Source organism: Priestia sp. JV24 (genome assembly GCF_025910025.1).
GTDB classification, from domain to species: Bacteria; Bacillota; Bacilli; order Bacillales; family Bacillaceae_H; genus Priestia; species Priestia megaterium.
In genome coordinates this window covers 116,913-131,671 of the sequence record NZ_JAPCIN010000016.1, presented here as the reverse complement: position 1 = coordinate 131,671, position 14,759 = coordinate 116,913, and the positions used below count along the sequence as shown (strand labels likewise).

General features: G+C 34.1%; 18 protein-coding genes and 2 pseudogenes. 16 read left to right on the top strand and 4 right to left on the bottom strand.

All coding sequences use genetic code 11. From position 1 onward, the window contains the following. Positions 1-1,224: 1,224 nt before the first annotated feature. Together OK414_RS13100 and OK414_RS13095 are read left to right on the top strand one after the other, a co-directional pair. Complete coding sequence (locus tag OK414_RS13100; RefSeq protein ID WP_263045818.1) at positions 1,225-2,010, top strand: MerR family transcriptional regulator; 786 nt, start codon at positions 1,225-1,227, stop codon at positions 2,008-2,010. 170 nt (positions 2,011-2,180) lie between these two features. Then, the gene (locus OK414_RS13095; protein WP_171777188.1) at positions 2,181-2,480 is read left to right on the top strand and encodes a hypothetical protein; all 300 of its coding nucleotides are present in this window, start codon (positions 2,181-2,183) and stop codon (positions 2,478-2,480) included. 355 nt (positions 2,481-2,835) lie between these two features. Here the strand turns inward: OK414_RS13095 and OK414_RS13090 are convergent, their stop codons facing one another. After that, entirely contained in the window at positions 2,836-3,087 is a 252-nt protein-coding gene (locus OK414_RS13090) for a hypothetical protein (protein ID WP_034656604.1), read from the bottom strand. 223 nt (positions 3,088-3,310) lie between these two features. Here OK414_RS13090 and OK414_RS13085 point away from each other — a divergent pair, with 223 nt between their 5' ends. The 11 genes and pseudogenes from OK414_RS13085 to OK414_RS13035 form a co-directional block, all read left to right on the top strand. Next, on the top strand, positions 3,311-4,207 hold the full coding sequence (locus tag OK414_RS13085; protein WP_034651754.1) for a virginiamycin B lyase: 897 nt from the start codon (positions 3,311-3,313) through the stop codon (positions 4,205-4,207). A 16-nt stretch (positions 4,208-4,223) separates the two neighbouring features. Further along, positions 4,224-4,877, top strand: a complete 654-nt coding sequence (locus tag OK414_RS13080; protein ID WP_263045817.1) for a Vat family streptogramin A O-acetyltransferase — start codon at positions 4,224-4,226, stop codon at positions 4,875-4,877. 120 nt (positions 4,878-4,997) lie between these two features. Beyond that, entirely contained in the window at positions 4,998-5,384 is a 387-nt protein-coding gene (locus OK414_RS13075) for a VOC family protein (RefSeq protein ID WP_034651757.1), read from the top strand. A gap of 214 nt (positions 5,385-5,598) precedes the next feature. Beyond that, positions 5,599-6,312, top strand: a complete 714-nt coding sequence (locus OK414_RS13070; RefSeq protein WP_263045816.1) for a hypothetical protein — start codon at positions 5,599-5,601, stop codon at positions 6,310-6,312. A gap of 430 nt (positions 6,313-6,742) precedes the next feature. After that, positions 6,743-6,892, top strand: coding sequence for a hypothetical protein (locus tag OK414_RS13065; RefSeq protein ID WP_263045815.1), 150 nt, complete (start codon positions 6,743-6,745; stop codon positions 6,890-6,892). A gap of 209 nt (positions 6,893-7,101) precedes the next feature. Further along, on the top strand, positions 7,102-7,392 hold the full coding sequence (locus OK414_RS13060) for a DUF5592 family protein (RefSeq protein WP_171777194.1): 291 nt from the start codon (positions 7,102-7,104) through the stop codon (positions 7,390-7,392). A 141-nt stretch (positions 7,393-7,533) separates the two neighbouring features. After that, on the top strand, positions 7,534-8,556 hold the full coding sequence (locus tag OK414_RS13055; protein ID WP_263045814.1) for a DUF3231 family protein: 1,023 nt from the start codon (positions 7,534-7,536) through the stop codon (positions 8,554-8,556). Between the two features lie 190 nt (positions 8,557-8,746). Then, positions 8,747-8,965, top strand: coding sequence for a hypothetical protein (locus tag OK414_RS13050; RefSeq protein ID WP_016764255.1), 219 nt, complete (start codon positions 8,747-8,749; stop codon positions 8,963-8,965). A 75-nt stretch (positions 8,966-9,040) separates the two neighbouring features. Further along, positions 9,041-9,697 (top strand): hypothetical protein, encoded by a 657-nt coding sequence (locus OK414_RS13045; protein ID WP_263045813.1) that lies wholly within the window; start codon positions 9,041-9,043, stop codon positions 9,695-9,697. Positions 9,698-9,831: 134 nt separating this feature from the next. After that, positions 9,832-10,038 carry a hypothetical protein gene (locus OK414_RS13040; RefSeq protein ID WP_016764253.1) on the top strand — a complete coding sequence of 69 codons (207 nt, stop codon included), beginning with the start codon at positions 9,832-9,834 and terminating at the stop codon, positions 10,036-10,038. A 26-nt stretch (positions 10,039-10,064) separates the two neighbouring features. Next, positions 10,065-10,254: pseudogene (locus OK414_RS13035) on the top strand (ImmA/IrrE family metallo-endopeptidase); the annotation flags it as partial. A 272-nt stretch (positions 10,255-10,526) separates the two neighbouring features. On the opposite strand, the gene OK414_RS13030 reads toward OK414_RS13035, so the two are convergent. Then, positions 10,527-10,682 (bottom strand): hypothetical protein, encoded by a 156-nt coding sequence (locus OK414_RS13030; RefSeq protein ID WP_165574026.1) that lies wholly within the window; start codon positions 10,680-10,682, stop codon positions 10,527-10,529. 467 nt (positions 10,683-11,149) lie between these two features. Between OK414_RS13030 and OK414_RS13025 the strand changes: the two genes are divergently transcribed. Further along, positions 11,150-11,296 (top strand): hypothetical protein, encoded by a 147-nt coding sequence (locus tag OK414_RS13025; RefSeq protein ID WP_155276300.1) that lies wholly within the window; start codon positions 11,150-11,152, stop codon positions 11,294-11,296. A 40-nt stretch (positions 11,297-11,336) separates the two neighbouring features. Here the strand turns inward: OK414_RS13025 and OK414_RS13020 are convergent, their stop codons facing one another. Continuing rightward, a complete protein-coding gene (locus tag OK414_RS13020; protein WP_034651807.1) occupies positions 11,337-11,825 on the bottom strand; it encodes a CBO0543 family protein in 489 nt (162 codons plus the stop codon). Positions 11,826-12,238: 413 nt separating this feature from the next. Here OK414_RS13020 and hxlA point away from each other — a divergent pair, with 413 nt between their 5' ends. Continuing rightward, on the top strand, positions 12,239-12,871 hold the full coding sequence (hxlA, locus tag OK414_RS13015) for a 3-hexulose-6-phosphate synthase (RefSeq protein ID WP_263045812.1): 633 nt from the start codon (positions 12,239-12,241) through the stop codon (positions 12,869-12,871). 7 nt (positions 12,872-12,878) lie between these two features. Further along, positions 12,879-13,391: pseudogene (hxlB, locus tag OK414_RS13010) on the top strand (6-phospho-3-hexuloisomerase). Positions 13,392-13,655: 264 nt separating this feature from the next. On the opposite strand, the gene OK414_RS13005 reads toward hxlB, so the two are convergent. Further along, the gene (locus OK414_RS13005; RefSeq protein WP_263045811.1) at positions 13,656-14,681 is read right to left on the bottom strand and encodes an LLM class flavin-dependent oxidoreductase; all 1,026 of its coding nucleotides are present in this window, start codon (positions 14,679-14,681) and stop codon (positions 13,656-13,658) included. Between the last annotated feature and the right edge of the window lie 78 nt (positions 14,682-14,759).

The window sequence follows — 14,759 nt, the reverse complement described above, 5'->3', positions numbered from 1 at the left end:
AGAAATCAAGGAGGTATAAAAAGCTGAGTAAAAAAGAAACAAGGCCTGATCTAGCTCCCAAGATGGTTCTTTTTTGCCGTGTGTTCTAAAGAGGTATTATGTAAACTATACTTGTATATGGTATACAGCTTAAAAAACAGAAAAAGCTGCTGGGCTCAACAGCAGCTTTTTCTGTTTCTTGAAAGGTAGTTGTAAAGTGATGATCCAATCCATCATGAGTAGTTTGCTTAACATAGTCAGTAACTATACATAACAAAAAAGAAAGTCTACTGGGGATCTCAGTAGACTTTCTTTTAGTTCATTTATAAAACCCCGAAGTTAATTTTACTTCTTGTTATAAGAATATGTACGTTTGTTCTCTTTATAACCTGTACCTATATATAAAACCAGTGGAAAAAGTGGTTCTTTCATTGGCTTTATACGGGGTGTATTTATTTAATGCATTTTAGAGCATCGTAGATAGTTTACGCACATTCATTTTGTATTATAAATACTGGTTTTTAACTACTTCTGATCTTCATATACTATAGAACTCGGAAAAGCTAATCTTCTTTTGGGACTAAACCTTCAAAAGTAGAGGGAAAACACCCTGACTATTTAAAATATAGTCAGGGTGTTTTCGTTTTGGTAATCCTTATTGAAAACAGAAAAAAACTACTGGCTCATCAGGGACCAATAGCTTTTTTCGTGACGCAATTAGAAGTTAGTCGTGATGATTTTATACATCTTGAGTTGTTTGTTTGTCCTACGATTTTAAAGTTTTCATTGATGAAGTTCTTAGGTATATAATGTAGAGGACATTATGTTAACTATGGGTGTATATCTTATACAGCTTAAAAACAGAAAAAAACTCCTGATCGCCTATGGAGTTTTTTCTCTTAAGAATTTAAATAAGAAAAGGATGCCTTACGGCGTCTTGGCTAGTCTGTTCGAGAAGAATAATTTCATTCGTTAATATAAAAAATAGGGTATTTATTTAGTACAAGCCATTCTTAAACTACATATTATATAGGGTATACCTGGAGGTTACTCTCTTTCCTAGTCATGTTCTTTAAATGAGAACATGACTTTTTTTGTTTCCTAAAATTGTTTTATGTTAACTAAGTTTATTATCATATAATACAAAACTTAAATTTTAAAAATTAATGCTTGAACCTCCAGTTACGTCAGGTATTATGATGAAATTAATTAGATTAATACTAGATTGTCAGGAGGTTATATAAGTTGGGTAATGATTTAAGTTTTACAATTGGTAAATTTTCTAAGAAAACGGGTGTTTCAATAAGAACACTGCATTATTACGACGAAATAGGGCTACTCAAAGCTCAAAAAGACCTTAATTCCGGTCATCGGCTATATGAAGAGGAACATATAGTAAAACTTCAAAAAATCGTAGCATTAAAATTCTTAGGTTATAACCTAGAGGAAATAGGATTAATGCTAACGAATACAAGTCTCAACTTAAACTTACAGAACACTTTAATTCAACAGCAAAAAGCATTTGAGAAGAAAAAGGAGCACTTAGACAAAGTTCTGAAGGCAATTAATCAGACGATTTCTTTGTTAGACGGTCAAGAGGATGTTCCAAGTGAAATATTAATTAGTTTGATTAATAACATTCAAAATGAAGAAGATCAACGTACATGGCTTGAACATTTCACTTCTAAAGAGATTGCAGATAAGGTTTATAATAAATCTGACGAGGAGAGTTTGTCCTTAGATAAAGAATTTATTGATTTATCGAGAGAAGTGAAAAGGTTAGTTGGAAAACCAGTTCATGATTCAGAAGTACAAGAGTTGGCAAATAAGCATTTGCAGGCATCTCTTAAATACGTTGGTGAGGAGGCTATGCATGCCTTTGGAAAATTAGAGAATGAGGAAATAGGAGATTTTCAAAGTATGATGGCCTCTCCTTATACAGAGGAAGAAGAAAAATGGTTAGACCAAGTGATAGAATATTATATGGTTCAAAATGGAATGTATAATCCTAATCAACATAATGGTAAATAATTATATTTAAGCTAACTTATTAGCCCAGATAGTTAAAGAAACCTATAGAATTTTCTATAGGTTTCTTCTGCTACCTAGAAATATAACATGCTCCAAGAAAAAAGGTATTTATTTCCTTTTATACTGTATATTATAATGAATATGTGTTGCTAAAAATAGGAGGAAATTAGATGGAGAAATTCTTTAAAGATGCTTTAAAGGTATCAATAGCCTCTTTAGTCATATCGATAACTTTATATATAGTTATAATTGCATTTTTTCTTTTATCAGTTGTTACAGCAAATATTTTTGGTACTGTGATTAAGATTATTGTGCCTATTTTAATTTTAGTTACAATACTCGGGTTTATTTATTCTTTCTTTATCAAAGGTAAACAGAAAATCCCTTTTTTAACATTACATTTTGTTTCCTTATGTGTTCTTTCGTTTGGTATCTATCTCGCTGTCAGTTTTCAAGGGTTTGCGCCTTGATAAATATTTACATAAAAAAAGAACCCTTCGCTCATATAGGCAAAGGGTTTTCAAATTTATCGGAATAGGGGGAATACGTTATTAGTCTGGCCAGATTTGTAGATTCATATACATATAACTTTAAAAATAAATATTTTGACCGAATCTGTTTTTAGAAGATAACCTTTTTAAAACCTTTTCTTAAGTTAAGTAAATATTAAATCATTTTATGTATTGTTAAGATTTTAGTATTTACACTTAATGACGACAAATAAGAAGTTTTTCTTCAAAATAAATAGTAGTTAAAAGGTTTTATCATTCAATTAATGATACAGATTCTCCATATGTCCTTCTTTTTACTATCTATAAAATGACTTCATCTTTCTCCTTGGCTAATATAATCATTAAACGTAGCATTCTTTATTACAATTTGACCTCCACATTCATCCGCCAATTGTTTAGCAGACTCTTCATCAATGGGAAATGCTAACGATTCATCATTAGTAAATTCGTAACTGGATACCTCTTTCTTTTTTACGTTCTTATACGAATGATATACGTAATATAATGTACCTACCTTTATAAAATAGTATGGATACTCCCTGTTAGGCAACTTACTTCCCTCCATTTCTGCACCCTTCAATTACTTTATAAGTCACTATTACTATCTTACTTGGACTTACAAAGGTAAAATCCTTCTACGCCAAAGGGTTTTCTTTTACATGTCTTCCGGAGAGCTCTATTATATTAACTAACTTTGCTCGTCTTATAAAAGACTTCTTTGAGAGGAATCTAATTATCTTATAACGAATTACTAAAAAGATTTTATATAAAGAAAAGGAGGAATTTATTTGAATGTAAAAATTAAAGAATACGAATTGCCCCATGCAGATTCAGGACCTTATGGGATTACTTCAGGAAGAGATGGCGCACTTTGGTTTACTCAACACAAAACCAATCGAATTGGGCGAATGACTATAAAGGGTAAGGTGGAGCATTTTAATATCCCTACTATTAATGCTGGGGCACTATCCATTATTTCTACGACTCAGGGTGACATTTGGTTTACGGAAAATAAAGCTAATAAAATTGGAAAACTAACAATAACAGGAGAGATTATGGAATATGTCCTACCAAACCCAGATTCAGCACCTTTTGGAATAACTGAAGGGCATCACGGAGACATTTGGTTCACAGAAATGAATGGAAATAGAATAGGACGAATTTTACCATCAGGCGAAACAATCGAGTATGACCTACCGCACCCTGCTTCCTACCCTTCTTTTATTGTGGCAGGTTCTGATCATGCTTTATGGTTTACTCTAAATCAAAGTAATCAAATAGGGCGTATTACGTTAGAAGGAGAAGTAACTACCTATCAGTTACCTACAGCACAAGCTGGGCCTGTAGGGATTACGAATGGGCCGGATGAGGCACTTTGGTTTGTAGAAATTAACGGCAATAAGATTGGTAGAATTACCACTTCCGGAGTTATAAATGAGTATGCTATTCCTACCCCGAATGCTCGTCCACATGCAATTGTAACAGGTCCCGATGGTGCTTTATGGTTTACTGAATGGGGAAGCAATCAAATAGGGCGTATTACAGTGAATGGGAAAATTACGGAATATCCTATACCTACAAAAAATGCGGAACCACATGGTATTGCAGTCGGATCTGATCATGCCTTATGGTTCGCAGAGGAATGTAATAAGTTAGGTCGATTGAGTTTTGTCCAAAATCCATGAGAGGCAGTGAATATTTATGGAATCGAATAAAACAAACGGCCCAGATCCTACAGAGAAATATCCGATTAAAGGAAATGATGTTGTACAATTCATAAAAAATACAATTACTAGGCCAAATATTATTGTAGGTGATTATTCTTATTACGATGCAATAAAGGGAGATTCCTTTGAGGATCAAGTATTGTATCATTATGAGTTCTTTGGTGATCGACTTGTTATAGGGAAGTTTTGTGCTATCGCCCCCGGCGTAACATTTATTATGAATGGAGCGAATCATAGGATGGATGGCTTCTCAGCTTATCCGTTCAATATCTTTGGGCAAGGTTGGGAAAAACATACCCCAACGCTAGATCAATTGCCGTTTAAGGGAGATACGATAATTGGAAATGATGTCTGGATTGGAATGGACACGGTGATTACGCCCGGAATTAATATAGGTGACGGTGCCATTGTAGCAGCCAAGTCAGTTATTACAAAGGATGTGGAACCCTACACGATTGTTGGAGGAAATCCTGCACAGAAAATCAAAGAACGTTTCCCAAAACAAATTATTAATAAATTATTAGAAATTAAATGGTGGGATTTAACTATCGATATTATTTCTGCACATATTGATGTAATAGTTAATGGAGACATAGACAAGCTAGAAAAATTGAAAAATTACAATTAAGAAAGGACAATTATATATAATTTCTATTAGGTTAACTAAAAATGTGTAGGGTACACGAATGAAAAAACACGAAGGTCTTTTGATAAATAGAGAGAATTATACCATGAGGAGGAGATTGAATTGAAGCTGCTACAAATTAGGCTATTAGTTAAGGATTTTAAAAAAAGTGTTGAATTCTATAAAGATTTACTCAGAATTCCAATAAGTTGGTATGAAGAAGAAATGGAGTATGCACTTTTCAATAATGGGGAAACGAAAATTGAGCTTTTATCTCAGAAGGCCATGACAGAAGTAATTGGAAAGGAAAACAAGTCTTCAGATGGAGAATCCACATCAAATTTTTTGCTTCAATTTGAAGTAGAAGACGTTGATAAGACCTATGATTATCTGAGAAAAAATGGGATTGAATTTGTTACTGAACCACACGATCGTAAAGAATGGAGATCACGTATTGCACATTTTCGGGATCCAGATAATAATCTTATTGAAATATATAAAATGCTGTAATTAATCAGGAAATTTTTATACTCATTGTAGCTCTGTTTCGATTTATTCGAACGGAGTTATTTGTGCTATTACCGATATGGTATATTATGGTAACTAGATATCTATCCTTATAAGGAATAGATTTATTCTTAAGCAAAGAATTTAATTGTTGGATATCCCTATAAAAGCATTATAATGGAATTTGGACCAATAATAGTTATATGGAGGAATAAAAGTGAAATTAAGGATTTTAGTAGGGATGCTATTAATTGTCATGGCAGTAGCCGGATGTACAAATGATAATATGAGTGATAGCACAAAGGAAAAACAGAACGAAGAAAAGAAACAAGACATTAAAGTAGTAGAAGAAAAGTCGTATAAGTATGATGGTAAATTTACTTATTCTGCGATTATCAAAAATGAAAGTAAAAAAACTCTAAACATTAATGACTTGAAGATAAATTATATCAACAAAAAAGATCAAGTCGATAAAAATAATATTGAAGCCTCAGTTCGAGTAGCTCCGTATATTTTAAAACCAGGTGAGAAGGCATATATTTCAGCAGAAGCTCTTACTGATCTTACTAAGTTTAAGAATTATGATGTTAAAATGACGCTGCCTAACGTAAAGCCTGCAAATGATGTATTAAAATTAGAAGTAAATAAAAACTCTGTAAAAATTAACAAAGATATACAAGATGATGAAACAATTTATGCAGTTGGCACAGTTAGAAATAATACAAAAAAATTTGCAGAATATACGATGATAGGCGCTGGAATGTATGGTAAGAACCATGAATTTATAGGTACAGCATTTGGTGAGTCAAAAGACAGTTTAAAACCAGGAGATTCTAGCTCATTTGATTTATCTTCTCAAGAAATTCCTCAAAAAGAGTTAGATAAAGTAAAAACATTCAGTGTAAGTGCTACTACATATTTTAATAAATAAAGATATAGAAAAAAGCCCTCTTATAGGAGGGCTTTTTTGGTTCTTATAATGGTAATTATGTTAACTAAAAATGAATAACATATAAAGTTTAAAAACAGAAAAAACAACTGGATCCGTTCAATTGTTTTTTCTGTTTCATGAATGATAATCAATGTTTGGTCGACGTTGCAGAACGTCTTGAGTAGTTTGCTAAATAGTGAAGGGAATGCTTCAGACGGAAAAGGATCGGGTCAAGGCACATCTTTACAAGATGAAATACAAGCTTTTGGTCAAAGTGGAAGCACAAATGGAGGCAGCTCTTCTGTAGGAAAGGCAAGTGCTCCTCTTCATGAGGAAATCCAAACTTCCGGTTATGGTGGGAGTACAAGTGAAAGTAGCTCTTCTGTAAAGTGTAAGTTACCCTACACCAACAAGAGAACCTTCTGCTTCCATGCCGACAGGGATGGATCAAGCACAATTGGCGGCTACACAGGAAACTCCCCAAGTAAAACAACCAATTGAAAAAAACACGGTACCTCCTTCTACAGAAGATATTTTAATGCCGCATCAACACCGAACAGAAACACGCAATATTGCATAAGTGGTACGGGATAACGTCAAAGAGAGTGGAGGAAAGGTAAAAGAACCTATTGATCATTCACAAACGATCCCTAAAACAAAACGCTCTTATCAAATTGGACGAAATACAGGGCGAGATTTACGAAACCTTGGTTCAAAGAAGCGAAATAAACTCGAAGAGAAGTAACAAACGATACTTCTCTTTTTTATAGAAATGAGAAGAGTTATGGTATGGAAAACTATAACATTCCGAAAGAAATCTCGACGGAATTAAAGATTAATAAATCTCTTTATCTCTTTGATTTGTTGTTCATTATTGGCTTACTTATGGTTACGATGATGTTACGTTTTTTTATTCATCCTACGCTTCAAATTCCCTTTTATATCTTCATGGGCATATTTGGGCTATTGATGACCGTTAGACCAAGTACGAACCCTAAAAAACGGATGTATGAGGCGTTATTGCTTACATTGTTACGAAAGAAGAGTACGTATTGTGCAATTGATAGGGAACAAGAATAAAAAGGTACTTATTAAAAATAAGAAAAAACCATCCCTGGTAGATAGGATGGTTCTGAATGGAAAGTCCAAGTTAAAATTCTCAGCCTTCACGTTTATTATTGCCATTTTATGTAAAAGATAAACATGAATGGAGGATAATATATGGTAGAAATGAATAAAGTATCGCGTCTTACAAGCGCTGAAATCTCAAACCTGTGGAATACTTATATGAATGATAGTTTAAATATCTGTATGGTAACTCATTTTTTACAAACTGTAGAGGATCTAGATGTCAAACCTCTTTTAGAAGAAACAATTAACGTAGCTCGAGGACATCTAGTAGAAATAGAAACGATCTTTCAACAAGAGGAAATTCCTAAACCCGTTGGGTTTCCAATAGAAAAACATGTTAAATTGAATGCGCCTCGTCTTTTTACAGATGTTTTTTATATGGCCTACCTTCTACACATGAGTAAATTTGGGATGACTGCACATGCTGGTGGCATCACATTAACCTGTCGGAAAGATATCCATGATTTATTCCATAACTATGTGGAAGAGGCTATTAGGCTTAATGGTGCCACACGAGAAGTCATGAAGGAAAAGGGTGTCTTTATTCGGCCACCTTACATGGATTATCCAAAGGAAGTAGAGTTTGTGACAGAACAGAAATTTCTGACCGGATGGTTTGGGCACAAACGATCTCTACTTGCACTGGAAACCTCTCATTTATATATGACATCACTTAATAATGAACTAGGGAAAGATGTCCTTTTAGGTTTCTCTCAAGTAGCGAAGGATAGTGAAATAAAAAAACATTTTATACGGGGCACAAAAATCACTTCAGATATTCTCTATAATACTCATAAAACGTTACATGAAAGTGATATTCCTGCCTCTATGACTTGGGATACGTGTGTTACGAGCTCCACTATCGCTCCTTATTCAGAGCAGATTATGCTTTGTTTTGTGAATGCATTGTGTGCCCTTGGAGTTGCAACATATGGGAGTGCGATGTCTTTAAGTATACGGCATGATTTAGCAGCTCTTTATAGTAAATTTATTATGAAGTCAGGAGTCTATGCTGAGGATGGGGCAAATATGTTAATTGAGCGTTCTTGGATGGAGAAACCTCCTCAATTTATTGATCGTGATAAATTAATACGTGATAATACAGAAAGTTAAAGGAAACATGGTTTATTAGTTATTGTATTTTTGAAGAAACAAATATTTTCACTAAACAAATAGTATAAAAACCTATAGTCAGAACGTGTTTTCATTGAAACACGTTCTTTCTTTTTGTCTATTGCTACAAGTTACTACTAACAATTTAATCAAATTCTATTCAAAAGTTAAAAGGGGGCTACGCACTATCGTGATATTCAATGAAAAAGTATTAAAAAATGAGCAAGTAAAGTCAGTAAAGCTCTTTGAAAAAGAGAAACAGAGAAGTAAATCCCTTCTCTTTGATGAAAAGGAAAAAAAGAAAGAGAAACTACCGGAGGTAAAGAAAAGTGTAGCCGATATCATTCCTACTATCGATTTAACAGTTACTTACATTGGTAAGGAAAAAGAGCATATATTGTGCTATTGACCGAGATGAATAATAAGAGGTTATTCATCTTATAGATAGAAAAATAAAGGCATCAGTGTTTGGAAAGGAGATCACATGTTAAGAAAAAAACTTATTTCTGAATTAGCTAATAAAGTATTGAGCTTAAAAACAAGACACCCCATACGAGTAGGAGTTAGTGGAATTACATCCTCAGGAAAGACAACACTTGCTAATGAACTCACTGAGGAACTTCAAAATAGGGGAAAGAATGTGATTAGAACAAGTATAGATCATTTTCATAACTCGAGATCTATTCGTTACCGTCAGGGAAAAGAGTCAGCTCTTGGCTATTACCAAGATGCCCATGATTATGAATCATTTAAGCATAAGCTTTTAATTCCTTTAGGACCTAAGGGTAACGGTCATTATCAAGCAGCTTCTTTAGATTTAGCGACAGATCAATATGTTAAACCCACTATTCAACTAGCAACTGAGGACATGATTTTAATTGTAGATGGAACTTTTCTCTTTAAAAAGCAATTATGCAACCTATATGATTTTAAAATATTCGTTAGTACTGACTTTGAATTAGCTAGGAAAAGAGGGGCCAAACGAGAAGAGCAAACTTTTGGAAGCTATGAAAAAGCCGAGAAAATGTTTATTAAAAGGTATCATGCAGCGTCAAAAATCTATTTAGATGAACATCAACCACAATTAAGCGCAGATGTAGTGATTAATAATAATAATTTAAATGATCCATATTTTATTTAAATCCTTACTTTATTTAATTAAGAGCATGTTTTCGTTTATATTTTTCGAAACGTGCTCTTTCTTTTTGATTATTTGTAAGTGGTAATAATATTTTGAGTAGAGATTATTTAAAAGTTACAAGGAGGGTATGATAGATGGCATTATTTGACGAAAGAATCCTAGAAAAAGAGAAACCTATTTTAAAGAAAAAAAAGACAAATAAATCCCTTCTCTTTGATGAAAAGGAAATGGATAAATGGATCGCTCAAACAAAGAAAAAGAATCCTTTTTCTCTGTTACAACCTCCAAAGGCTGAAAAGGAAAAAAAGAAAGAGAAACTACCGGAGGTAAAGAAAATATAGAATAAAATGGTATTTTGTTTACAGGTGAAGCTATTGCTGAAAAGAATGATATTTCTATTATTGCTCCTAAAGAAGAACTAGGTTCCGCAAAGGGAGTTTCTTATACTCTAACAAGAAGTTGCGTTAAATCCCCGTAATTCTGAACGTAAAAATGTAAAGACTTTGATACATGAGTTGGCACACGTGAAACTTCACACCAAAGACACACATCTAAACAAACTTGAACATCAGATCGATTCAAATATTGCTAAAAAGGAAAAGGGGATCATCAATGGTCAAGTTCAAGAACAACCTCTTACTTTTCAAGAACGTTTTGAAGTGGATAATCAAATGTACCCTCAAAAACGTACAGGCATCGTCAAGAAGAGAAAAGAAGAACAGGAAATCGAAAGGTAAAGTATAGCAAGAATATTTGACGACACATCAGATAAATATTGTGTAAACAAAGAATAGTAAAAAGACGATGGTCAATCACCGTCTCAATAGAACTAGTTTTTATTTTCAGAGAACTTATTTTTAAAATAAAGGTAATCAACTTTGTGTTTAGTGGCCATCAACTGTGATGCAAGTACTGCTGTATAAATTGTTGTTAATAGTATCGAAAGAATTCCAATACCAACTAACGGGTTATTTTTATTACCCAAGTTTTCCCCCTCCTTGTTCATAATTCGTAGATAAGGATATTTTCTGTAAAGAGATCAATTTTATACTGGAAAAAATGAAGTGATTTTAACCTGACAAAATTAAATTTAACAAGCAGATCCTGTTAATACCTCTGCTTTTTCTTTTATAAATAATCCTTTCTTTCATATTTAAAATCAAATTAATTGGAGGAATAAACGATTAAAAAAATTACATCTCTTTCAATTGAAGAATTTAACAAGCTTATTTCCGATAAACGAGAACTCAAAAAGCTCATGAAACACCCACAAAATGAAAAGATCGAAGCAGGTTGGGCCAATATTAGTGGTGAACTGCTGCAAGACATACCTTCTGGTGCTGTTTACTTAACACATCGTTCATTAACTAGGTTTTTATTTATAAATGATTGTGACAATACCTGAGCAGCGTTTCCAAGTTCTTCTCATGCTCATATGAGTGAAGTATCTATTTGGATAACTTAACAGGATGGAAAAATGAAGATCTGTTCGGTACATTAACTGGTTGGGAAGCATCCGGTAATCCATTCGCGACTAAACAATTAGATTTGTTTATCTTTGAAGAAGCAGAACCAGTTGGATTTCCACCTATAAAATAAGAGGAAGACACAAGATTACTTTTTCTAGTAAGAGCGCAGGTTAACCTTCTTGTTTCTTTTCTATAATGTTAATAATTGCAATTACTAAACGACTAAATAAAGCTCTTACATTAAGGCTAATAAGGCTATAATACCATTTCCATCCTTTTTGCCACTTAATTAGTTTCGTATATTTTTCTGCCCATAACTCAACTAAAAATAGCGAACTGATGGTAAGTACAATCTTATATACAATTTTAAAAGGATTATCATTTTTTGTTAAATGATAAAGCCATAAAGAAACAGTTGGTAAACATAAGAAATCAAATAAAACATTCGATTTAAACTCTTTAGGTATATAGCGTACAGGATATTCAAGTATTTGACGGTTAACCAGAAACCTGTCAACGATAGCATTTGTATATCCATTCATAAACAAGACCAACAGTGAATCTTTAATAGGAGTTTTCTTTAAAACAAAGGGTAAGCTACCTAAAAATATGATGGTTATACACTTTAGAAATTGTATTTCTAATTTTTTACTTTTCATATATTTTCATCTCCTTGCTTAGTCGTAAAATTAGTATTAGCTGGTCTATGATTTACGATGCAACAGTTTTCCTTTTTAATGTAAATGTAAAAAAATAAACCATGACAAAATTTTCTTGAATAATTACATTTGTTTTGTATCAAAAACTGAATAGGAGAGTGGTCCATCGAAGAAAAAGCTAGTACTTATCATTTACGGCTCAGGTGTTTAAGGAGAATGGCATCATATTGACGCATGTAAATAGTAAAATACTCTTGTAATAAGTACTTTACTATTTACATCTGTTGTAAAAAATAATGAGTATACTAAGAAACGTGCTGGTGAGTAAATAGCTTTTCGAAAGGAAACCCTTACACCAGTATAATGACAGACTATAGCACAATATAAAATCATATTAAAAGGAGCGAATATAAATGAAATTACAATTAGCATTAGATCTTGTCAATATTCAGGGAGCTATTGAATTAGTGAAAGAGGTAGAAGAGCATATTGATGTTGTAGAAATTGGTACACCTGTGGTGATCAATGAAGGTCTTAAAGCAGTGAAAGAAGTAAAGGCTGCATTTCCTAACTTAACCGTATTAGCAGACTTGAAAATTATGGATGCAACTGGATATGAAGTAAGCCAAGCATCTGCTGCAGGTGCTGACATCATTACGATTCTTGGCACTGCAGAAGACGAGTCAATTAAAGGCGCAGTAGAAGAAGCTAAAAAACAAGGCAAACAAATCCTTGCTGATATGATCGCTGTGAAGGATATTGCAGCCCGCGCACAAGAACTGGATGAACTTGGCGTTGATTATATCTGCGTTCACACAGGTTACGATCTTCAAGCAGTTGGAAAGAATTCTTTCGAAGACCTTTCAACCATCAAAAGCGTTGTTAAAAACGCGCAAACTGCTATTGCAGGTGGAATCAAATTAGAAACACTTCCTGAAGTAATTAAACAACACCCAGATCTGGTTATCGTAGGTGGGGGAATTACGAATAAAGAAAATAAAAAAGCTACAGCACGCGAAATGAAAAAATTAATTGAACAAGGTTAATTTAACAATGAAGATTACTCAATATGTAGCCGAGGTCGTTCAAGAATTAAGTCAAACAATCCACTTGATTGGTGATTCAGAAGCAGAGAAATTAATAAACCAGATTTTAGAATCCAAGAAAATCTTTGTGGCTGGTTCAGGCAGATCTGGATTGGGATTGATGCCTATGTAGTTGGGGAAACAGTAACAGCTAATTTAGAAAAAGACGATTTATTAATCATTGGTTCAGGATCAGGAGAAACCAAAACCTTAGTTGCCATTGCTGAAAAAGCTTAGGAGGTACAGTCGCAGCTATAACCATTTCTCCTGAATCAACCATTGGAGAGTGAGCTGATATTACTGTTAAATTACCAGGAGTCACGAAAGATCAATCTGAAGGTGATTACAGGACCATTCAACCAATGGGATCTCTATTTGAGCAAACAATGCTGTTATTTTATGATGCCTTAATCTTACGCTTTAGAGAGAAAAAAGCATAGATTCTAATAAAATGTATAGTAAACATGCTAATCTCGAATAGAAAATAGCTTAAAATATATAGAAAAGACCACACTTTTTAATTTGTGGTCTTTTCTGTATAATCTCCCTTTATTCTATACGTTCGTTTGCGGATGAGATATTTAAATCTATTACAAGGTGTTAAAGTAATTTAAAGGGTTTTGCTATTGAGCAACTGGATAACATAGAGTACAAAAATTTCTTTGACCGGCACTTTTTTATATTCTATACAAAAAATTTATGGAGATACATTAAAAGCTTGCCATAAGGCTCGTCCAGTTTTGACCTATTTTAGCTGAGTAATTTCTGCCAATATTTCATAGGAATGGAGGCGGGCCTTATGATCATAAACCTGGGCGATTGCCATGATTTCATCGGCTTGACTTTCATCCAGAAACTTTTCCAGCTTTTCTTTTACGATTTGAGGACTGCCGACAATCGAAGTTCCTAATTGATTCTCAAGGGCAGCTATTTCATAGTCGCTCACTATATCGTTAATATTATCCACTGGCGGCTGCAATGGGACTTCCTTCCCGCGCATCAAATTTAAGAACTGCTGCTGCAATGTTGTAGCGAGCCGCTCAGCTTCTTGATCTGTGTCAGCCGCAATGATGTTTAGCCCTACCATTGCATGCGGCTTGTCCAGTACTTTAGAAGGCTTAAACGAACGGCGGTACAGCTGGATAGCCGGCAGTGTGTTATGCGGCGAGAAATGGCTCGCAAATGCAAACGGCAGCCCAAGCTCTCCTGCCAGCTGAGCACTGTATCCGCTTGAACCTAACAGCCAAATAGGTATGTTTAATCCTTCACCCGGAATTGCTTTAACATGACTATTTCCTTGTGCCAGGGAAGGGTCAAAGTAATTCCGGAGCTCAGCCAGCTGCTCAGGGAAATCTTCTCCCAAACTTCTCAAGTCACGTCTTAATGCACGTGCGGTAAGCTGATCAGTGCCTGGTGCACGGCCCAAGCCAAGATCAATACGTCCTGGATATAATGATTCCAGAGTACCAAATTGCTCAGCAATAACAAGAGGTGCATGATTCGGTAGCATAATGCCGCCTGAACCTACCCGAATTTTTGATGTACCTGCTGCTACATGGGAAATGACTACCGATGTTGCAGAGCTGGCGATAAATGGCATATTATGATGCTCAGCGAGCCAATATCGGTTATACCCCAGCTTTTCAGCGAGCTGGGCCAGCTCCAAAGTATTGCGAAAAGAATCAGCCGGCGTACTTCCATCTGCAATTGGAGAGAGATCCAGGATTGAGAATGGAATATCCGTAATTTGTTTTGTATCATTTTCAGGCATATGCTCATCTTCTTTCTTTAAAATTTCCGTTTCAAACCTATAAAAGAATTTACAGGCTGTTTTCTTTGTTTTCTTTTA